The organism is Roseibium sp. AS2 (genome assembly GCF_038900065.1).
Classification (GTDB): Bacteria; Pseudomonadota; Alphaproteobacteria; order Rhizobiales; family Stappiaceae; genus Roseibium.
On the sequence record NZ_JBBMQN010000008.1, the window covers coordinates 186906 to 208422 of the forward strand.

Sequence of the window (21517 nt, forward strand, 5' to 3'; positions counted from 1 at the left end):
TCGATCAGTCAATGACCCTTGAAGGGTGCATCAGATGGGGCATGTTCAACACTACTGGGGTCAGGGGTCAGCCGATCCAGCCGAACAGAAGTTCCTGCAGTCCGTCCACGGCGCGGCCGAACAAAGTGCCTTCGGCGATGTCGGCACCGACCATCAGGGGTGCGCGATAGACAATGCCGTCCTTGCCGATGACCCGGACTTCACCTGCCCTCGCCCCTTTTTGCAAAGGCGCGTCCAGCGGCCCCTGGTAGACCACGCGAATCCGGTAGTCCAGGGTCGTGCCCCGTGGCAACAGGACGTCCACGTCGGCTTTGGAAATCAGGGGCACGCTGCCCTGGTCTCCGCCGAACACACGCCCGGTGGCAACGGTCTCGCCAGCGGTGAATAGGGTCTTGAGCGTGAAATAGTCCCAGGCGCCTTCAATCACTTCCTTGAGGGTCTGCAGGCGATGCTTGTCCGAGGTCAGGCCGGCGACCGCGGCGATCACCCGGCGGCCGTCCCGGTCAACGGAGCCGAGACCGGAATAGCCGGTCAGAATGCCAGTCTGTGTATCGGCCCCAGTATCAGCCTGAGTGGCGGCCTGTGTGTCGTTGCCACCGCCGAGCCCGTCGAGATTGCGGATTTCGCCCAGAAGCGGGTTCTTGTTGCGCTGAAAGATCTTGTTCCAGGTGAATTCCGGGATGGCGAACATCGGATAGAGGTCGCCATGGGTCTCCAGAATGTATTCCGCCAGAAGCGCCTGGTCGCGCACGGTGGTCCGGCCCGGGATTTCCGGATATCCGGTCGGATTGCCGAAACGGCTGTTCTTCATGCCGATCTTCGCGGCCAGAGCGGTCATCCGGTCGGCAAACGCCGCTTCCGAGCCGTCCAGGCATTCCGCCAGCACGATGGCAGCGTCATTGCCGTTGTGTACCAGCAGCCCTTTCAGAAGGTCTTCGACCGCGATCTCCGACTTGATCGCCGCGAACATGGTGGCGCCGCGTCCTGACGGTGCGCCGCCGGTCCGCCAGGCATGTTCGCTGACCTTGCAGGTCTGCCCCGGTCTGAGTTCGCCGTCCTTCAGGGCTGCGAACACGGTCGCGGCGGTCATGACCTTTGCCAGGCCGGCCGGCGCAAACACGCGATCGGGGTCCTTGGCGAACAGGATGGTTCCAGATGCCGGTTCGTAGAGGAAAGCGGAGGGGGCCTTGGTGACGATGGTTTCCGCCGCGCGCGCCTTGTCGGCGTTTGCAAGCGGAATGGCAAGAAGAATCGCGAAAATGACGGAAAGCACAGGGTTCCGGAGAATCCGGAAACAGGTTTCAGACCATGCCGTTCGCATCAGACCGCTCGCCTCGCAACAGTTTCGTCAAGGCGCGGAAGTGTTGCGGGTCCGGCGGACCGGACCCAGAAGGATGCTTACCGGCCGCTGTCCAGTTTGGCCGCCAGTTGACGCATGGACAAGCCTTTTTCCGTCACGCCGGTAAGAACCGCGTGGGCGTCGGAGATCCTGCCATTGGCGGTAAAGGAAGAGATGGCACTGCCAGAGGACAGTGTGCCGGGGGCCGGTACGCGCAGAACGCCGAGCGTCTGCCCGGTCGCAGGTGCCGGCGGATCGGTATAAGCGGACTGGACCGGCTCGAACCGGTTGTTGGACGCCACCTTGATGGTCGGGTTGCCCGCCTCGAAGGCGATCGCCGGATCGAAGGCCACCGTTGTGGTGCCAAATCCGGCCGTTGCCGGTGCAGCGGAGGCTACAGCCATATAGGGGCGCGTTCCGGGTGCCGGCACCTTGCCGAAGACCACCTGGGGGGCAGCGAACGGCGGCGTGGCGGACGGGGCTTGCGGCTCAACCTGGGCCAGCAGGGTGCCGGGCATGGTCGCGCCGGGTTCCACGGCGCCCGGGCCGCTGTAGGACGCCATCAGATAGGATTCGTCCTGACCGTGAAGCGGGGCGCGGCCGACATATTCAACCTTCACCTTGCCGACACCGGCAGACTTGGTGCCGAGCATGGAGGCGACGCGCTCGGACAGGTCGATCACGCGGTTGCCGTGGAACGGGCCACGGTCGTTCACGCGCACGATCATGGAGCGTCCGTTGGCGACGTTGGTGACCTTGGCGTAGGAAGGCAGCGGCATCGTCGTATGCGCGGCGGTCAGACCGTTGCGGTCGAAGATCTCGCCGTTGGCGGTCTTGCGGCCGTGGAAAGTCGGTCCGTACCAGGACGCCAGACCGGTCTTGCGGTAATTCGGGTCATCCTTGGGATAATACCATTTGCCGGCGATCTTGTATTTCTTGCCGACAACGGCACGTCCGCCGCCCTTCGGCACGGGCTTGCCGCTGACAACCATGCGCGGGCTGGCCTTGACGCCGTATTTCTTCGGGCTGAACTTGGCTTTTTCAGGAGGTGCGGAGCTGCACGCGGCAACTGCGGCAACAGCCGCCATGGAAATCAGTCCGGTGCGCAACTGGACCCATACGGACCTTGCCGGAACGAACCTTGCCGGAGCTGGGCCGATTGCCAGGGGACCGATTTCCGGCCCGAAAGACGTTTCCGTCAATTGCCCGCCTGTTCCTTGCATACTGCCGTCCTACTCACTTACGCGTCGGCGGCCTCGCAACTCACGCGATTTTGCCGGCCCGCGGTTCGTTCCGCACCGGTTTTTAAAAGGCAACGTTCCGATCGATGGATCAGTCCCCGCAAGACGCGCCGCCCCCGCCGCTTGTCCCGCATATGCCCTTGTTAAAGCGCAATTTTATTACTTCAAAGTAAACCTTGCGTCGAGGCCTCCGCGCCGCGGCAAGACGTCTCTCCACCGGTTTCGACCGTGTAGTCCCACTCATTGAACCGCCGGGCGGTCATAACGTTCTGAAAAGAATGCTTAAAATCTGCCGAAAATCTTCCAGATCCGGATGTTGCATCATGGGCACAGGTTCGGGGAAATCGTCATTGGGTCCAGATGTGACGCAGGTCACATCCGGCCCGGTCCGTTCCGCCTAGGGTGAGGTTGTTGCTGATGACCGCCCTGTCACAGCAATGCTGGATACCACCTCCAGCACAGGCCGCCGGTCCAAACCCTGCCCACGACACCGGACCGGCGGCCCCTACCCTGTGGCGATGTTCCGGTGTTCTGCCTGCGTGTCCTGCCCCTCACCGCGCGCGGCTCCGGAACATCGCCGGGTGGGTCTGCGGCGATCCAGCCCGGCGCAACGGACCCGATCCGGGCCCTTCCCCACGATTTTTCCGCCGTTGTTCGCCCGCGCACGTTTCCTCTGTCTGGCGCGCTCTTGACTTTCCGCGTCCGACAGAGGAAACGGTGTACGCAGCCGCATGCCTTCAAGGGTTTGCCGGCTGCTGCGGTGAGGTGGCCGAGTGGTTTAAGGCAGCGGTCTTGAAAACCGCCGTGCGTGAGAGCGTACCGTGGGTTCGAATCCCACCCTCACCGCCAAATTTTCCGATTGTCCGATCCGTCGCCACAGGCAACTTGGCTTGCAATCTTGTTACATTTGGGACGCCGTCGCGCTTGTCATTACAAGCGAGGATGTGATTTAGTCTGGCGATACATTTTTGTCCGAAGCGTCTTGCCTTCGGAGTTTTCAATTTTGGGTGCTTGACCCGATGTCCAGATCGTCGGTTTATCGGTACAGACCGGTGCTTTTGTTAGCCGCAGTCGTCTTAATCTTCCTGGGAACGAATGCTATGGCCCTGTTCGGAACGAATGTTCTCTTTTCAGAAGTGTCAGGAACAGTTGTTCTGGATGGCAAACCGGTCGAAGGTGCCAGGGTGGTGCAGATCACCCTTTGGTCGAAGCCCGGGGCCGTTCCCGAGAACACCGTGACCACCGACAAGAACGGCCAGTTTTCATTTCCAGAGATCAGTCGCTCCGCCGGGTTTTCCAATCTCGTTCCCGGGGAAATTACCATCGTCCAGAAAATCAATATCGAATTCGATGGCAAGGAATACCGCGGCTGGCTCAACACCAAGACCAATTACGAACGGGACGGCGAGCGCAACCGTCCCCTCCGTTTCATTTGTGATTTGAACCATACGCCCAGCAATACCGGTGATGATTTTGGAGTTTGCCGGCTCGCCTAGCGTTTAAGAGCGGAGAGCGCCGTTGCCCCTTCCCCTGTCCCCAGCCCAAACGGTTCAGCTGGCGCAAAGCGCCTATGCGATGCGGCTCGATTCGGATCTGTTGACGGCGGTCCAGGCCGCCGGACCTGGAGGAGAACACTTTGACATTGCGTCCGGGTCCCGCTTCACCGGTGTTTCCGGGCTCAGCATACCGGGCGGTTCGAGCCGGACCGGGTTCGGCTATGTCGCGCATGGCAAGGCCGGTACACCCAGACACGGAGAAACGCTCATTTGCGTAAGGGGGACAGAACCAACCTCCGTTCATGATCTGATGACGGATGCTCATATTAGCGCCGCGCGCAGTCCGCTCGGTCTACCGGTTCACGAAGGCTTCAAGAATGTCGCGGCGAGCATTTTCGGACAGGTGCAGACCGCTCTGCGCGGCCGGAACCCCGGCACGCTCCATATCGTCGGACACAGTCTGGGAGGCGCGGCGGCAACAATCCTGGCGGAAGCGCTGATCGGCACGGCCGGCATCAAGCTTTACACCTATGGCGCGCCAAGAGCTGGCGTGGACAGCCACGCCCAGGTGGTCACGAAGGCTCTCGGGACGCGCAACGTCTATCGGGTCTATCACGACACGGACCCGGTGCCGATGGTGCCGATTTTTCCGTTCTGTCATATCCCGGTTGGAGAGGTGGCTTATTTGCTGCGGGGCCCCGGTGCCCTGGTCAGCGTCAGTGCCCATTTGCTGGACTCCTACGCAAAGTCTGTTGGCCAGAGTGGCTGGACGGGCCTGCCGGTGATCGCCCATCGCCGCTTTTCACTGGATACGGTTGACGATCTGCTTGCCCAGGCTCAATCGGCCGCGGTCGGGCCCGCGATGCACTCGATTGTCGTCTTGAGGCTCATCGAAAAGATCCTCGGAATTTTGCTTGAAGCTGCGGGGGCTGTTACAGGCCTCGCTCTGTTCGGAGGTGCGACCGTTCTCGACAAGATGGCCGCAGCGCTGTCCAGCATGGCAGCAGCTTCTCTTGCTGCGGCAGAGCGGGTCGTGGAGTTCGTGAATGTTGTCATGCGCTTCCTTGGCAAGCAGCTGCTCGCAAAAGGCGCAAAACTCACTGCGGCGTTCCTGCGCTGGTTGCTGTCGATGCTGGTCACCGTCATTGGTGGCTTTGCAATGCAGGCGATCAGGAGTTTTCGCTAATACCAACCTCAATAAATAAGGACCTGTTTGACCATGACATGCGATTGTTCCGCGAGGAGCGGGGCGCAGGGCGATCCGGGAGATCGACCATGACGCGCGACGCTGCGGAGCGGTCTCATGTCGTGGCCTGCGGTGGCTTGTTCAGGACCGCCGGACTGCGTTGCATCCCTCGACCGCCAACCAGGCCGATCTGCGCCCCGCGTCTTGCCGACGACCCTGAACAAGCCATCAAATAGGTCCTTATTTGTTGCGGTTGGTATAAGGCACAGGAGGCGCATCGCGCGCACTTGGGGCGGCCGCTTTCCCGCGAAAGGACAAAACTTTCTTCTGCGTTGGCGTGACGCTCCTGCAGAGTATGGTCCGGTCAAGACGATCTACAACCGTTTCATCCGCTGGAGCCGCACGGGTGTGTTCAACAAGATCATCGCAAACCTGGCGGCAAAGGGTGGCAAGCCGGACCAGTTGATGATCGACGCAACCCATCTGAAGGCTCACCGAACGGCTGCCAGCCTGCTCAAAAGGGGCTCTACCCCGACGTATCGGACGTACCAAAGGCGGCCTGACCTCCAAGCTCCATGCCGTTTGTGATGGTCATGGCCTCCCCTGATCATGCTGCTGAGCGAAGGTCAGACGAGCGACTTCAAGGGCGCAGCGCTGATGATCGACGCCTTCCCGAAGGCCAAAGCCCTGCTCGGTGACAAAGGCTATGATGCCGAGTGGTTTCGAGAAGCGCTTGCGAAACGCAAAATCGCAGCCTGCATCCCCTCGAAGACCAATCGCAAGGTCCATCTCCCCCACGACCCGGTGCTCTGCCGCCGACGCCACAAGATCGAGAACATGTTCGGAAAACTCTAGGACTGGCGCCGTATCCACACGTGGTACGACCGCTGTGCCCACTCCTTCATGTCTGCCATATGCATCGCCGCAACCGTCATCTTCTGGCTCAGTTAATGAGACCAAACCTAGTGCCAACGCTGAAGTTCCTCGCGTTGTCGTGAACCTATTGAAAAACCGGAGGTGAATGGCCTGTTCTTGTTCGGCTCGCTGAATTTCTTGGTGACGAACGATGAGGTCATTGCGCGCAGCAAAGCACTGTAGTTGAGCTGAAATTCAATCTCCGAACCGACCGTCACGGGATGCTTGCTTGTGTTTAGCATGAGGTGATCACTGCTGGCTCCCAGGATCTCAATGCCTGGCGGCGGTGTCAGTCCAAGCGGATCTATGTCCTGCTCACCAATGGCCAGGATCGATTGACTGATGGTGCCGCAGTCCCTGGTCCTTACACTGTCGCCAAATGCTGTTTGTGCAATTTTCCCCCAGGCCTGGGATGGTTTCACCTTGGACTCGATGACTTCCGCGACCAGTACGATAGCATCGGTGTAGAGGCCCGCGAGGGGCGCGCGGTCAAGTGGATCCAGCCCCAGCAGAATTGCCTCGCCAAGCCTCAAATCGTTGATACGACCCGTGCCGGCCCCGGACAATGCCCACTTGAGATTGCTAGAGTTGCCACCCGACACGACGCTCGTGACCGCACCGCAAGCGGAGTCGAGTAAGACGGCCAGACGGGACAGCTCACCCATATTGTTGCTGTCCGGTGAGACACCGCTCCGGCAAGCAAGGTTGGTACCAATACCCTTCAGGTCGATATTTGGAAAACGAAGTGTTTGACGTGCGGCTTTTAAAAGATCTCCCGGCATAATTCCTTCCCGCAGGTCTCCCAGCTCGACCATGAGCACCACACTGTGTCTGCGGTTTGATTTGACGGCGGCAGTCGACAGCGCGCTGATTACGTCGAGCTCCGAATTGAAACTCGTGTCGGCATACCTGACGACGCGATCAACCTGGCTCAGCATTGGCGAACGTATGAGGGTGATTGGTGCGGATATGCCACCGCATCGCATCCTTTCGATGTTTTCAATGCGAGAATCGCCCAGCGACCTGATGCCTGCCGAAAGCAGCATTCTGGCGAGCCGTGGTTGCCCCATGCAAGCCTTCGTGACGCCGGTAACAGAGATGCCCAGGCGTCCAAGTCGGGCAACGAGGACAGATGCATTGTGGTGGATCTTTTTGAGACTGACTACCAGCCGTGGCGCGGTCACACTACAGCCGCAACTTGTTTCCTCTCGAGTTCCGGGAACGACGACAGGACCATGTCCACCAGAAGATCTGCTGGGCGCGTCAGTGCATCTGTAACCGGAATACCGAGTTCAGCCTCAAAGGCCGTAATGGCAGCGCTCACTTCCGTATCGGACATGTGCTCGTGATTGATTGTCAGACCGATGACCTTTGTGTCAGCAAAGGCCTGTATCAGATCGATCTCGGATCGGGGTGTCGGCATTTTCATGTGTTCGAAATCGCATCTATGCGTCCTGCGTGGAGCATGCTGCAAGATGACCGCGTCCGGAACGCTACCTCTCAGAATGAATGCTGACGTGCAGAAGGCTGGGTGGCTTAATGCACCTTGCCCTTCGATGAGAATGACGTCAGGGGTTTCACCTTCACTGGCTTCGATGATGGTCGCTTCCAACTCGCCACAGCAAAATTGTGATGGAACGGCATCGAGTGCCACTCCGTAGCGGGAGCCCTGGATCTTTCCGGTCTGGCCGGTGGTGACCATCACCGCATTGATACCACGTTTGTTGAGGGCTTGGGTCAGAACGTTTGCCGTGGTTCGCTTGCCAATGGCACAGTCAGTGCCGAGTACCGCGATGCGGGGGCACGTAAGCTTGTTGATGCGGCCGCTGAACAGGCGAAGATCGTTTTTGGCCCGAGGCTTGCGGATGTCGAGGATCTCCACGTTTGCCGCTTTGCAGGCTGCAGCAAATTCCGGGTCGTCATTGAGAAATTCATGCAGCCCGTTGACGATATTCATGCCCCGATCGATCGCGTCCAGCACGATCGCACGTTCAGCTTTGGACAACATGCCTGTGGCCGGTGCCATTCCATAAATAAAATAGTCCGGAATGCATTCGGCGTGCTGCAAGGCTTCGTCGAGATCGCGAAATATCGGAATTGCATTGGGCTTGTCGTCGAGCACACTACCAGCGTCGAGGCCGGCTTTGCTGCTGTCGATGACCGAGATGATTTTGTATTTCTCGGAGTGGCGCACCAGGCCGTTGGCTGTCTTGCCGTCGATCAAGCCGAAGTTCGCCTCGCAATAGACAATTGCAGTCGCGGGGACACCTTTTTCAGGATCTGCAACCGTCGCAACCGCCGTCGATTCCGTTTTCTTTACGAAAGGCAGGTGAATGATCTTGTTCGCTTTTTTAAGCCGAGTCGTGGGGGTTTTGGTCATGGTAGCTCCTGGCGGCGGAATCTCAGCAACTTCAGGATTGCGCATACCATCGCGTGCCTTGACGCATGTTCAAGAACAACGCGATGGCACATTGGAATCGATTTGCTGATGTCGTTGCTGTCTCCCATCTGCGCCCTTGTCCATGCGGCCCCGGGGCCGCTCTGAATCTGGTTTCGGGAGAAATTAGTGAAGTGATTGCGCCCTATCAGGCGCTAACCCGGGGCTGAAAATCATTTTTCACCGGGAATTCTTGTTCTCATGTTCTTGACGGTCCGGCAGTTGAGGTGCCCTTCCCTCCGTTGACTACTTCAAGTCATTGAGGATCGCAGCGCAGGCTTTTGCGACGCCAGTTCCTGCCTTCTCGTTGCCAGGTAGAATTGCCCAACCGCCTTTGTCGACAAAACTGGCTTGTTTGAATGAAGATTCTTTTTTCAGGGTTTCCAGATTGCTGGCGGCATCGGTTTCGTTCTGGAACCTGTCCGCACAGATTGGTGCCAGGACGGCGACGACAGCCTTCGTGGACGCTTCTGCGGTTTGTTTTGCTGCTGTACTGCCAAGTGTCCAACCGCCCCATCCAAATCCAACCGTTATTGCGATGACGGCTCCCAGAGCTGCTCCCTGCAAAAGGCGGGTTCTAGACTCACCTTGAAGTACGGATGGAATTTGCATGAATTATCCTTTCGTTCGACTGTCGTCGAAACGGAAAAACCGGCGCCAAGATTAGCGCTCAGTTAAATTATTCTGATTTTTAGAAAAATCCCAAAGACGGGTGATCTTCAAATATAGGATATATGAAAAAATAAATAATGTCCATTTATATATTTTTATTTTATTTTGCAGTAAAAAGTCTTTTTTTGAAAATATTGCTATTTAAACATGACTTAATCTTAGAAAGATTATCATTCTTTTTGATAAGCCAGTAATTTTTTGGCGTTTTTCATAACGTTTAATGAAATTACCTTTCCTGGAGACTGGTTTGTATGTTCGAAACATGACGAGCAGTTAGCGTTCGGAAGATACCAATTCGAAGTGATCCGAAGGTTTCGAACAGGTTACCAAGGTGTGTCCCAAAGATTTTAAGGGATACGAAAATTCGATACGCCAAAATTTCCGGATGCGTTTGGGTTACGTACTCATAAAATTATGCTTTCAGGTCGTTCAGAAAATTTAAACTACTCCCCTATCAGCAGGTGCAGAGAGTAGCTTACCATGCGGTTCAAATTTCTTGCTCTTTGTCCCCGTCCTGTCTTTCCAATTGGCCGTTTGTCCGATGAGTTGTGTCTTTCTGCGCGCCAGACCGAATACCCGGACCTGCCAGTTGTGATTTCGCGTTACATTTCCCCCGCGTGAAACCGCGTCAAACTCTCCATTCCGTGTTCCCGGCCTCCGATGAGGCCAATTCTTGCTGCGTCGTCCTCGCTGGCTTAATGGACGATGCGAAGACCGGTGCCCGAGCCTCTGGACGACACTGCCGGGGCGGTTCGATCCTGTGACTTCGAAGGTGTCGGCGAATGGACGGTGTCATGGGGATCTACCTGAGGGTGTGATCAACCAACGCATTTTCATGACGGCATCAAAGCTCATTTGCCGCCTCTGTCAGTTTCGCTTATCATTTGTCACTGAGGATCGCGGTGCTTCGGAGCGCTTTGTCAGTTGGGAGGGAAATGTCGGCATGTCGGTGATGCACGAGCCATGGCTCGTGGCACTCTCTCTCCTGATGGCGTTTCAGGGAAGCTTTGTCGGGCTGAACCTTGCGGTGCAGGTCGGTCAGGCGGCTGCGGCCCGAAGGCGGATGCTGCTTGCGGGCGCCGCGCTGACACTGTCGCTTGGCATCTGGTCGATGCATTTCGTCGGCATGCTGGCGGCCCGGCTGCCGGTCGCCGTCGATTTCCTCGTGCTGCCGACGCTGTTGTCCTTTCTGGTCTGCGTGCTCGTGGTCGGGATCGCCGTTTTTGCCGCCAGCAACGCCCGCCTGACGCCGATCCGGCTGGGACTGGCCGCTTTTGTCATGGGAAGCGGGATCTGCACCATGCATTATCTGGGCATGTATGCCCTGCACGGCTCGCTCCTCATGCAGCACGACCCGGCCTATGTGCTGGCCAGTTTCCTGGTCGCGTTCAACGCGGCGGGACTGGCCATGTGGCTTTTGTTCGGTCTGGGCCGGCGGCCGCCGATCGTGGTTTCGGCCATCGTGCTCGCTCTCGCCATCTCGGCGATGCATTACACGGCAATGGCCGGCCTGACCTTTGAGCTGATGCAGCTTCCGGCCGGTTTCCGGGCCCCTGCGCTCAGCCCCTCGATGCTGGCGATTCTTGTCTCCTGCGTTGCCTTTCTCGTGTCCGGCCTGTTTCTGCTGGCGCTGGTGCCGGCCCACGGCGCGAGCGACGCGGACGGCTTGAACAATACAACCGATGCCGTCGGCGACGCAGCCGAGCAAATGCCTGAAACAGAGCCGGTGTTGCCGCCCAAGGCGGCGGCTGGCCTGCAGGCCGCGGCAGCGCCCGCGCCTGCGCCATCGGTCAAACGGGCCCTGCCCATCGAACGGGATGGTCAGAAGACCCAGATCGGCATTCCCGACATCCATGCGATTCACGCCGACGCCCATTACACGCGGCTCTATGACGGCAGCCGGGAGTTTTTCTGCCCGTTGTCGATCAGCGAAGCCGAACAGCATCTCGACGCCAAGACCTTCAACCGGGTGCACCGCAGCCATATCGTCAATCTGCACCACGTGGTCAGTTTCCGGCGATCCGGCGATGGCGGCATTCTCGTGCTGGCCGGCGACGAAGCCCTGTCCGTCCCGGTCAGCCGGTCGAGATGGGCACGGGTGCGGGCGCGCCTGATGGCTCTTGCCGACAAATCGTCCTCGGTGGAACATCCCGCGGCCGCACAATGATCCTCAAATGAACCGTGCCGCGTGTCGGGTTTTTTGTTTCCGGGACAATGCGGGAATACGCCGTTCGTGCAAGGGCTCTTGAAGAATACACCAATAGGTAGTGTTCATGGAATTTCAAAAAATCCCTATAAGGTACAGAAAATAAAGATAAAAAATTTCAATCTTACGCTGTGATGCCTGAGATACGTCAGTGACGATGCCGTATTTCGTGCGTTAAATCCCGTCATCCGTGTAAATGCGCATGCCGTTTGTGCATGCTGTCTTGAGTGTGCAGTGCACACATCCGCACTCTTGCGTGCATGTGACAAACTGTCCCCGTTCCGGAGGCAGGACACAGTCCGCCGGAGGATGGCGCGACCGGCACGATACGCCGGGCCTCCGGTAACCGGTCCCTCGATGAGGGCCGCATGAGGGAGGAGAGAGACGTGATCCCTGGCGAATTCACTTACCACCGGCCGGCGTCGGTAGCCGAAGCCGTTGCCATCCTGGTCAGTCACGGCGACGAGGCGCGTCCGCTCTCGGGCGGGCACAGCCTGATCCCGATGATGAAGCTGCGCATGGCTGCACCCGAACATCTGGTCGACCTGGCCGGCATCGCCGAGCTCAAAGGCGTTTCGGAAGACGGCGGAACCATCACCATCGGTGCCATGACGACGCAAGCCGAACTGATCGGCTCGGATCTTCTGGGTGCGAAGCTGCCGATCATCCGGGAAACGGCCCTGATGATCGCCGACCCTCAAATCCGCTACGTCGGCACGCTCGGCGGCAATGTCGCCAATGGCGACCCGGGCAACGACATGCCGGCCCTGATGCAGTGCCTGAACGCGTCCTATGTGCTGACGGGACCTGACGGCGACCGCGAAGTCGCCGCGCGCGACTTTTACGAAGCCGCCTATTTCACGGCCCTGGCACCGGAAGAAATTCTGACGTCCGTCAAGATACCGGGTCTGGCCGACGGTCACGGCTACGCCTACGAAAAGTTGAAGCGCAAGGTCGGCGACTACGCCACGGCCGCAGCCGCCGTCGTCCTGACGATGTCGGGCGGAACGGTCGGCATGTGTTCCGTGGCGCTCACAAACGTGTCCGACACGCCGCTTCTTGCAGCCGAGGCCGGCGAGATCCTGACCGGTTCGACACTGGATGCCGACACCGTCAAGCGCGCGGTTGCTGCCGCCGAAGCCATCACCGACCCGGCTTCCGATGGCCGCGGACCTGCCGAATACCGCACGAAAATGGCCGGCCTGATGGTGCAGCGGGCGCTTGCGCGCGCCGCGGAACGGGCCAGGGGCTGAGATCGGGACTGAGGGAGATACACATGAGCGACAATGAACAGATCCCGGTCACAGTGACCGTCAACGGCAAGAAGGTGCAGCGCTTCGTGGAAGCACGCACGCTTCTGATCCACTTTCTCAGGGAAGACCTGAACCTGACCGGGCCGCATATCGGTTGCGAGACCTCGCATTGCGGTGCCTGCACGGTCGAGATGAACGGCATGTCGGTGAAGTCCTGCACGCTGTTCGCGGCGCAGGCAAATGGCGCCGAGCTGAACACCATCGAAGGCATGGCCAATCCGGACGGCACCCTGTCGGCGCTGCAGGAAGGCTTCCGGCAGATGCACGGACTGCAGTGCGGTTTCTGCACGCCGGGCATGATCATGCGGGCGCACACGCTGCTGAAGGAAAACCCGGATCCGACGGAAGACGAAATCCGCATGGGTATCTCGGGAAACCTGTGCCGCTGCACCGGCTACCAGAACATCGTCAAGGCCATCCAGTACGCCGCGGCCAAGCTGAACGGCACTGATTTTCAGGAGGCTGCAGAATGAATGACATGACCCCGACACGGGAACAGCGCGAAGCCGCCCTTGAAGGCATGGGCTGCAAGCGCAAGCGCGTTGAAGACGTCCGTTTCACACAGGGCAAGGGCCAGTATGTCGACGACCTGAAGCTTCCCGGCATGGTCTTCGGTGATTTTGTCCGCTCGCCCTATGCGCACGCAAAGGTCACCAGGATCGATGCCACGGAGGCTTTGAAGCTTCCGGGCGTGATCGCCGTGCTGACGGCCGAGGACCTGAAGGGTGTGAACCTTGCCTGGATGCCGACCCTGGCGGGCGACGTCCAGATGGTTCTGGCCGACGGGAAGGTGCTCTATCAGAACCAGGAAGTGGCGTTCGTGGTGGCGGAAAACCGCTACATCGCCGACGACGCCATTCAGCTTGTCGAAGTCGATTACGAGGAATTGCCCGTCCTGGTCGATCCGTTCAAGTCGATGGATGCCGACGCGCCGGTCCTGCGGCCCGACCTGGAAGGCAAGACCGAGGGCGCGCATGGTCCGCGCAAGCACCACAACCACATCTTCACCTGGGAAGTGGGCGACAAGGACGAGACCTCCAAGGCCTTCTCCGAGGCCGATGTCACCATCAAGGAGATGATCTCCTACCACCGCACGCATCCGTCTCCGCTCGAGACCTGCCAGTGCGTCGCCTCCATGGACAAGATCACCGGTGAGCTGAGCATCTGGGGCACGTTCCAGGCGCCCCATGTCATCCGCACGGTCGCTTCGCTGCTGTCGACGATCCCGGAGCACAAGATTCATGTGATCGCGCCGGATATCGGTGGCGGCTTCGGCAACAAGGTCGGTGCCTATCCGGGCTACATCTGCGCCATTGTCGCGTCGATCGTGACCGGGATACCGGTCAAATGGGTCGAGGACAGGATGGAGAACCTGTCCACCACATCCTTTGCCCGCGACTATCACATGACCACCGAAATCGCGGCGAAGAACGACGGCACGGTCACCGGTCTGAAGGTCCACGTTCTGGCGGATCATGGCGGTTTCGACGCCTGCGCCGATCCGTCCAAATGGCCAGCCGGTTTCTTCAACATCGTCACCGGGTCCTATGATTTTCCGGTCGCGCATCTGGAAGTCGACGGTGTCTATACCAACAAGGCGCCCGGCGGCGTGGCCTACCGGTGTTCGTTCCGGGTTACGGAAGCCGCCTACTGCATCGAGCGCGGAATGGACATTCTGGCCCAGAAGCTCGGCATGGATCCGGCGGATCTGCGCCTGAAGAATTTCGTCAAGCCGGAACAGTTCCCCTATCAGTCGGCGCTCGGCTGGGAATATGACAGCGGCGATTACCACACCGCCATGCACAAGGCGATGGACACGATCGGCTACCGCGAGCTGCGCGCCGAGCAGAAGGCCAAGCAGGAGGCCTTCCAGCGCGGTGAAACCCGCGAGATCATGGGGATCGGCGTGTCGTTCTTCACCGAGATCGTCGGTGCCGGTCCGTCCAAGAACTGCGATATCCTGGGCGTGGCGATGTTCGACAGCGCGGAGATCCGCGTGCACCCGACCGGGTCGGTGATCTCACGCATGGGCACCAAGTCCCAGGGCCAGGGCCATGAGACCACCTGGGCGCAGATCATCGCGACCGAGATTGGCATCCCTGCCGCCGACATCATGGTCGAGGAAGGCAACACGGACACGGCGCCCTACGGTCTTGGCACCTACGGGTCCCGCTCCACGCCGGTGGCCGGCGCCGCGATTGCCCTTGCCGCGCGCAAGATCCGCAACAAGGCGCAGATGATCGCGGCCCATATGCTGGAAGTCTCGGAATACGACCTGGAATGGGACGTTGACGGCTTTCAGGTGAAAGGCAATCCGCAGGCGCGCAAGTCGATGAAGGAAATCGCCTGGGCCGCCTATCACGCGCCGCCCCCGAGCATGGAGCCGGGTCTGGAAGCGGTCAGCTACTACGATCCGCCCAACATGACCTATCCCTTCGGTGCCTATTTCTGCGTGATGGACATCGACGTCGATACCGGCGTGGCCAAGACACGGCGCTTCTATGCGCTGGACGATTGCGGTACACGGATCAACCCGATGATCATCGAGGGCCAGGTGCATGGCGGCCTGACCGAGGCCTTCGCCATCGCGATGGGTCAGGAGATCCGCTACGACGAGATGGGCAACGTGCTCGGTGCGTCCTTCATGGACTTCTTCATTCCGACGGCTGTCGAAACCCCGCATTGGGAAACCGACCACACCGTGACCCCCAGCCCGCATCACCCGATCGGTGCCAAGGGTGTCGGCGAAAGCCCGAATGTCGGTGGCGTCCCGGCGTTTTCGAACGCCGTCAACGATGCGTTCCAGTTCCTGGGGTCCACGCATGTCCAGATGCCGCATGACGCCTGGCGGATCTGGCAGGCGGCCAAGGACCTCGGCGCGCACGGCTAACCTGAGGGAGGTGGCGCATGCCACCTCTTCACGAGGGGAGAGGTTTGCAACCCGAACCTCTCCTGCCCCGTCATTCCATGGCACGACCGTGGCCTCCATGCCTTGCCCCTGCCCCTGATTCAGGCGGTTCGGATCCGGCAGGGACACGGCATGGAGCACCGGATCACGTCCGGCAATGACGATACGAAGGTTTGAAGAGAACGGACCTTATGACCAAGACCAAGGAACAAGTGGCAAGCGCTCTGGCGGAAACCGGGTATGTCGCCGACGAAGGGCTGGCAACCGCCCTGCTTCTGACGGAGATGCTGAACCGCCCGCTGCTGCTGGAAGGCGAAGCGGGCGTCGGCAAGACCGAGGTCGCCAAGGCTCTCGCGCGTCTGGAAGACACCGAGTTGATCCGCCTGCAATGCTACGAGGGGCTCGACCGGTCCGATTCCATCTACGAATGGAACTATCAGCGTCAGTTGCTCGCCATCAAGGCCCATGAAGGATCCGGCGAGAGCGCCGACGCCGTCGAAGAGGCGGTGTTTTCCGAGAAGTATCTTCTTGAGCGTCCGCTTCTGGCGGCGATCCGCCAGGACCGCGCGCCGGTGCTGCTGATTGACGAGATCGACCGGGCGGACGAGGAATTCGAGGCGTTCCTTCTGGAAATCCTGTCCGACTATCAGGTCTCGATTCCGGAACTGGGGACCGTGGCCGCGACGTCCATTCCCCGCGTCGTGCTGACATCGAACGGCACCCGTGAATTGTCGGACGCCCTGCGCCGGCGCTGTCTCTATCACTATGTGGAGTATCCGTCGCCGGACCGGGAGGCACGCATCCTGTTGTCGCGGGTGGAGGGGCTCGATGCCGCCCTCGCCCTTCAGATTGCCGAACTCATGGGCAAGTTGCGCAAGGAAGATCTCGCCAAGGTGCCGGGCGTTGCGGAAACCATCGACTGGGCGTCGGCGCTGCTGGGATTGGGCGCGGGCAACCTGCATGACAGCCGCACGCTCGTTTACGACACGCTTGCCTGTGTTCTCAAGACCCGTGAGGACCGCGCCCGGGTGACGCCCGAGGTCGCCGACCGGCTCATGGGCAAGGTTGCCTGACGCCATGCCCGCCCTTCCCGCCCCTGACGCCCAAACCTCCCTGACCCTTGAAAGCCGCGATGATATCGGTGTCGTCCTGCGGTTCCGGCTGGCCGGTTTTGTCCGTTCCCTGCGCGACAGCGGCTTCAAGGTGGGGCTGGCGGAGACACACGATGCGCTTTCTCTGCTCCGGACGCCGTTGATGAACCGGCCGTCGGGTCTGAAGGGAGCTTATCGCGCGCTTTTCTGCGGCCGGCTGTCGGACTGGCAGCGGTTCGACGAGATCTTCGATGCGTTCTGGACCGGCCGAGGTGTCAAGTCGGGCGTCAAAGTCGCCGGCAGCAGCACGCGCAAGGGGACAAAGACCGTTCGCGAGTTGATGGACGCCCAAGGCAACCGGCAGGAGTCCATCGCCGGGGATGTCGAACGTGTGCCGGGTGAGGAAGAAGAGGACACCGGCGAAACGCCCTCGGGTCGCCGGGAAGGCGCAAGCCTTGCCGAGAGCCTGGGCCAGGTCGACTTTCGCAAGATCCAGGATCCGGAAGCCCTTGAAAAGGCGCATGCGCTTGCCGAACGTCTGGCACGCTCGATGCGCGTGCGGCTGACGCGTAGGGACCGGCAGAAACGCAAAGGCCGGCGGCTCGATCTTCGGCGGACCATCCGTCATTCGATCGCGCATGGTGGCACGCCGATCCAATTGATCCGGAAAGGGCCACGGGAGCGCCAGCTCAGGCTGGTCATCCTGCTGGATGCGTCCGGGTCTATGAACAATTACACCGGCGTCTTCACACGCTTCGTGCACGGCATGCTGGATAATTTCCGGGAAGCGGAAGCCTTTCTTTTCCATACGCGCCTCGTTCATGTCTCTTCCGCCCTGTCGGAACGGGACGCCGGCCGCGCGCTCGACCGGATGGGTTTGATGGCGCAGGGCGTCGGCGGGGGCACGAAAATCGGTCAGGCATTGGCGGATTTCAACCGGTGGCACGCGGCCCGCGTGATTCATTCGCGGACCTGCGTGATGATCCTGTCCGACGGCTACGATACCGGCGAACCGGCGTTCCTGGGCGAAGAAATGGCCCGGCTCCGGCGTCGTTGCAAGCGGATCGTCTGGTTGAACCCGCTGATCGGCTGGCAGGGATACGCGCCGACCGCGGGAGGCATGAGCGCTGCGATGCCGTATATCGATCTGTTTGCGCCCGCGCACAATCTGGACAGTCTGGCCGCTCTCGAACCCTATCTGGCAAGGCTCTGAATCCATGGGGGATGAACCGGTGAAACATTCCGTTCCGGCGATAACAGCCGAAGGTGTCAGGGCGCCCGGCAATGACCTGTCCCTGCTGATGAGCCGTTTGCAGGGCAACAACGAACCCTTCGTGCTGGCAACGGTCGTGCGCACCATATCAGTGACCGCCGCAAAGGCCGGCGCAAAAGCCGTTGTCGACCGCAACGGCGAGATCGTGGCGGGATGGATCGGCGGAGGCTGCGCCAGGTCAGCGGTCGTCAAGGCGGCGAAAGCCGCGTTCGAGGACGGTGAAACCAGGCTGATTTCGATCCAGCCGGGGGATTTGCTCGCCGAACTTGGCGTCGAACCGGGCGATGAGCGCGAGGGCGTGCAGTTCGCGAAGAACATGTGTCCGAGCCAGGGCACGATGGATATTTTCATCGAGCCGGTGCTTCCCCGTCCCAAATTGTTCCTTTACGGCGCAAGTCCTGTTGCGCTCGCGCTCGCCGTCCAGGCGCCGTCCATCGGCTTCGACGTCACCGTGCGCGCGCCCACAGATGACCTCACCGCGTTTCCGTCCGCGGCCACCAGGATCGAGGGGGGCGGCAACGAGGACCAGGACCGGAGCCCGGTTCAGGGCGAAAGATATATCGTCGTGTCGACACAGGGGCGCGGCGACCTCGCGGCGCTCGAGGAGGCCTTCAGGGAGCCGGCGTGCCACATCGGTTTTGTCGGCAGCAGGCGGAAGCTGCAGACGCTCAAGAACAAGCTAGCGGACAAGGGGATCCCGGCTGCCGATCTCGAGCGTGTCAAGGGCCCGGCGGGTCTCGATCTCGGAGCGATCACGCCTGAAGAGATCGCGCTCTCGATCCTGGCGGAACTGCTGATGCTGCGCCGGAAAGGCCAGCGCCAAAGCCACATTCAACACATTTGAACGGACAATCGGAGACACCCTTATGCAAATGACCGACAGCCAGCGGATCGAGGCCCCCAGACAGAAGGTCTGGGAAGCTCTGAACGATGCGGAGGTCCTGAAAGCCTCGATCCCGGGATGCGAGGAACTGATCAAGCACTCCGAAACGGAGATGGAAGCCAAGGTCAGGCTGAAGGTCGGCCCGGTCAAGGCAACCTTCGGCGGCAAGGTCACGCTCAACGATCTTGATCCTCCGAATGGCTATACGATCGACGGTGAAGGCTCAGGCGGCGTGGCCGGGTTCGCACGTGGTGCTGCCAAGGTCCGTCTTGAGGAGGACGGTCCGGAGGCCACCATCCTCCACTACGAGGTGGATGCGAAAATCGGCGGCAAGCTTGCGCAACTGGGCGCGCGCCTGATCGATTCTACGTCGAAGCGTCTTGCCGGCGAATTCTTTGCCGCTTTCGCGGAGCAGGTCGCGCCGAGCGGGGGCAATGAAGAAGCGGATGCCGAGCCAGCGGCGGCTGCGGCCGGTGAAGAAACACCGCCAGCGGCTGGCGAGCAGAAAAAGGCGGGCTGGCTGGGCGGACTTTTTGGTGGCGGCAAGAAACAGGACAGCGGCGCAGAAAAATCCGAAGAACCCGCCGAGTGAAGAAACAGACGAATGGCAAGATGCCGGTGCCGATGGCCCTAGCGCCATTGGCTTTCCGGTCGGGAGAACGTAGCATGACGCATGTTGAATTGAGCCGGGAGAGCGGAATGACGGAGATGTTCAGGGATCCGTCCCTGCTGTTGGCATTGACGACCGGGTCCGCCCTGACGGCGTTTTTGATGGTGGCGCATTCCTGCTGCCTGGGGCTGGCGGATCGGCATCTGGCGCCGCTCCTGCAGATCTGCTCTTTCGCCGGTTAAGTCCGGATCCTGCTGGCGGAACCCGGTTCGTCGGGGACCGGATTGCCGGCGGCAGGTCTGCGCCCTGCAAGAACACCAGATCTCCAAACACCAGGCCTCCAATCGGAAACGGTTGGAGGCCTGATCGTTCCGGGCGATGGAATGTCGTGCATTGTGGAAGAGACGCCGTCGTCGTCGGCCCACGTCGCAATCCCTGTTGTCCTGTCATGAGTGCAAACTGGTCACGCCCGCCTGTTTATTAATCAGGCGGCAGAAGGGCCCCGGTCCCGGTGCCGCGCCTACATGCGTGTATCTGTGTTTAACATTCTGAATTTATTGCAATATCAATTTTTATTTCGGTATTGGCCCTCCCCTTGCATCGTCTGGTGCTGTGCAGCGCGCCTAGGGATCCGGTCGGAAACGACGCAGGACCGAGAGGCGCAAGCCGGTCGATAAGGCATCTGCCGACATAGACCGGTGACACGGCGGGACAAAAACCCGGGAGACAACTGCACGAGGTTTCGCGCGCGCGAACCTGCTCCCGGCCGTGCGCAAGAACCTGATGAGCCAATCCGGGCCTTTCATTGGCCTGGCCCCACACAGGAGACGCGCCTAGATGCTGAATTCAATTGCCAAAATTTCCCTGATCGCCGCAGCGCTTATGTCGCCGCTGTCTTTGTCCGCAAGTCAGGCGGAGGAAAAGAAAGACTTCAAGGTCTGCTGGACCATCTATGCGGGCTGGATGCCCTGGGGATACATCTCGGATTCCGGGATCATGAAGAAGTGGGCCGACAAATACGACATCGCCGTCGAGATCACCCAGTTCAACGATTATATCGAATCCATCAATCAGTACACGGCCGGTGAATACGACGCCTGCGCGATGACCAACATGGATGCCCTGTCTATCCCGTCGGGAAGCGGAATCGACACGACTGTACTGATCGCAGGTGATTATTCCAACGGCAATGATGGCCTGATCCTGAAGAACGGCGGCGATCTCGCGTCGATCAAGGGACAGAATGTCAACCTCGTCGAACTTTCCGTTTCGCACTACTTCCTGGCCCGCGGACTGGAGAGTGTCGGCTTGAGCGAGAAGGACATCACCGTCGTCAACACGTCCGATGCGGACATGCTTGCAGTCTACGACGATGCGGACATCACCGCGGTCGCGACGTGGAACCCGATGCTGTCGGAAATTCTGGCGACCAAGGAAGGCGAACTGGTCTACGACAGCTCGAAAATTCCGGGCGAAATCATCGATGCGATGATGGTCAACACGGAGACGCTGACGGACAATCCCGCGCTCGGCAAGGCGCTTGCCGGTGCCTGGTTCGAGGTTCTCTCCCTGATGGCGTCGGACACGCCGGAAGGCAAGGAGGCGCTTGAATCGATGGCGGCCGCCTCCGGCACCGATCTTGAAGGTTACAAGGCTCAACTTGCCGCAACCGCGCTTTTCTACAAGCCGGACGATCTGCTTGCCTTCACGAGCGATGCCAAGCTGAAGGAGACAATGAAGTTCGTCGCCACCTTCCTGTTCGATCACGGAATTCTGGGTGAAGGCGCCCAGTCCGCCGAATTCGTCGGTGTCGAATTTGCCGACGGATCGGTCTTCGGCAACAGCAGTAACGTGAAACTCCGTTTCGACAACACCTATGTCGAGATGGCTGCCAAGGGCGAACTCTGATCGTGAAACGCAGGCGGCAGGGCAGGCGTGATCACTCCT

Annotated in this window: 17 protein-coding genes, 1 tRNA gene and 1 pseudogene; 14 read left to right on the forward strand and 5 right to left on the reverse strand. The window is 60.0% G+C overall.

Features of this window, described 5'->3' with window-relative positions:
• Window positions 1-67 precede the first annotated feature (67 nt).
• Both WNZ15_RS21960 and WNZ15_RS21965 read right to left on the reverse strand, forming a co-directional pair.
• Window positions 68-1273: a D-alanyl-D-alanine carboxypeptidase family protein gene (locus WNZ15_RS21960; protein ID WP_342895166.1), complete on the reverse strand. Its 1206-nt coding sequence runs from the start codon at window positions 1271-1273 to the stop codon at window positions 68-70.
• A gap of 125 nt (window positions 1274-1398) precedes the next feature.
• Complete coding sequence (locus WNZ15_RS21965; RefSeq protein WP_342895267.1) at window positions 1399-2427, reverse strand: septal ring lytic transglycosylase RlpA family protein; 1029 nt, start codon at window positions 2425-2427, stop codon at window positions 1399-1401.
• Between the two features lie 912 nt (window positions 2428-3339).
• On the opposite strand from WNZ15_RS21965, the gene WNZ15_RS21970 reads away from it, so the two are divergent.
• From WNZ15_RS21970 to WNZ15_RS21985, 4 genes and pseudogenes are all read left to right on the forward strand, one after another.
• A tRNA-Ser gene (locus WNZ15_RS21970) sits at window positions 3340-3429 on the forward strand.
• A 251-nt stretch (window positions 3430-3680) separates the two neighbouring features.
• Window positions 3681-4076 carry a DUF6795 domain-containing protein gene (locus WNZ15_RS21975; RefSeq protein WP_342895167.1) on the forward strand — a complete coding sequence of 132 codons (396 nt, stop codon included), beginning with the start codon at window positions 3681-3683 and terminating at the stop codon, window positions 4074-4076.
• A gap of 22 nt (window positions 4077-4098) precedes the next feature.
• Entirely contained in the window at window positions 4099-5262 is a 1164-nt protein-coding gene (locus tag WNZ15_RS21980; RefSeq protein ID WP_342895168.1) for a lipase family protein, read from the forward strand.
• Window positions 5263-5589: 327 nt separating this feature from the next.
• Window positions 5590-6213, forward strand: a pseudogene (locus WNZ15_RS21985) (IS5 family transposase); the annotation flags it as partial.
• A gap of 11 nt (window positions 6214-6224) precedes the next feature.
• Here the strand turns inward: WNZ15_RS21985 and WNZ15_RS21990 are convergent.
• The 3 genes from WNZ15_RS21990 to WNZ15_RS22000 all read right to left on the reverse strand — a co-directional run bounded on the left by WNZ15_RS21990 (window position 6225) and on the right by WNZ15_RS22000 (window position 9226).
• Window positions 6225-7361, reverse strand: a complete 1137-nt coding sequence (locus WNZ15_RS21990; RefSeq protein WP_342895169.1) for an alanine/ornithine racemase family PLP-dependent enzyme — start codon at window positions 7359-7361, stop codon at window positions 6225-6227.
• A complete protein-coding gene (locus WNZ15_RS21995) occupies window positions 7358-8557 on the reverse strand; it encodes a DUF1611 domain-containing protein (protein ID WP_342895170.1) in 1200 nt (399 codons plus the stop codon). The genes WNZ15_RS21990 and WNZ15_RS21995 overlap by 4 nt, the downstream gene beginning before the upstream one ends.
• Before the next feature lie 303 nt (window positions 8558-8860).
• Window positions 8861-9226, reverse strand: a complete 366-nt coding sequence (locus WNZ15_RS22000) for a hypothetical protein (RefSeq protein WP_342895171.1) — start codon at window positions 9224-9226, stop codon at window positions 8861-8863.
• A 1003-nt stretch (window positions 9227-10229) separates the two neighbouring features.
• Between WNZ15_RS22000 and WNZ15_RS22005 the strand changes: the two genes are divergently transcribed.
• The 10 genes from WNZ15_RS22005 to WNZ15_RS22050 all read left to right on the forward strand — a co-directional run bounded on the left by WNZ15_RS22005 (window position 10230) and on the right by WNZ15_RS22050 (window position 21478).
• The gene (locus WNZ15_RS22005) at window positions 10230-11453 is read left to right on the forward strand and encodes an MHYT domain-containing protein (protein ID WP_342895172.1); all 1224 of its coding nucleotides are present in this window, start codon (window positions 10230-10232) and stop codon (window positions 11451-11453) included.
• Between the two features lie 425 nt (window positions 11454-11878).
• Window positions 11879-12745, forward strand: a complete 867-nt coding sequence (locus tag WNZ15_RS22010; protein ID WP_342895173.1) for a xanthine dehydrogenase family protein subunit M — start codon at window positions 11879-11881, stop codon at window positions 12743-12745.
• Window positions 12746-12768: 23 nt separating this feature from the next.
• Window positions 12769-13278 (forward strand): (2Fe-2S)-binding protein, encoded by a 510-nt coding sequence (locus tag WNZ15_RS22015; protein ID WP_342895174.1) that lies wholly within the window; start codon window positions 12769-12771, stop codon window positions 13276-13278.
• Complete coding sequence (locus WNZ15_RS22020; protein WP_342895175.1) at window positions 13275-15695, forward strand: aerobic carbon-monoxide dehydrogenase large subunit; 2421 nt, start codon at window positions 13275-13277, stop codon at window positions 15693-15695. Before WNZ15_RS22015 ends, WNZ15_RS22020 begins: the two co-directional genes overlap by 4 nt.
• Window positions 15696-15904: 209 nt before the next feature.
• Entirely contained in the window at window positions 15905-16786 is an 882-nt protein-coding gene (locus WNZ15_RS22025) for a MoxR family ATPase (protein ID WP_342895176.1), read from the forward strand.
• Between the two features lie 4 nt (window positions 16787-16790).
• Window positions 16791-18017 (forward strand): VWA domain-containing protein, encoded by a 1227-nt coding sequence (locus WNZ15_RS22030; protein ID WP_342895177.1) that lies wholly within the window; start codon window positions 16791-16793, stop codon window positions 18015-18017.
• Between the two features lie 88 nt (window positions 18018-18105).
• Complete coding sequence (locus WNZ15_RS22035) at window positions 18106-18921, forward strand: XdhC/CoxI family protein (protein WP_342895268.1); 816 nt, start codon at window positions 18106-18108, stop codon at window positions 18919-18921.
• Between the two features lie 22 nt (window positions 18922-18943).
• Complete coding sequence (locus WNZ15_RS22040) at window positions 18944-19552, forward strand: carbon monoxide dehydrogenase subunit G (protein ID WP_342895178.1); 609 nt, start codon at window positions 18944-18946, stop codon at window positions 19550-19552.
• 74 nt (window positions 19553-19626) lie between these two features.
• Window positions 19627-19812 (forward strand): hypothetical protein, encoded by a 186-nt coding sequence (locus tag WNZ15_RS22045; protein ID WP_342895179.1) that lies wholly within the window; start codon window positions 19627-19629, stop codon window positions 19810-19812.
• A gap of 595 nt (window positions 19813-20407) precedes the next feature.
• The gene (locus WNZ15_RS22050) at window positions 20408-21478 is read left to right on the forward strand and encodes a putative urea ABC transporter substrate-binding protein (protein WP_342895180.1); all 1071 of its coding nucleotides are present in this window, start codon (window positions 20408-20410) and stop codon (window positions 21476-21478) included.
• The last annotated feature ends 39 nt before the right edge of the window (window positions 21479-21517 follow it).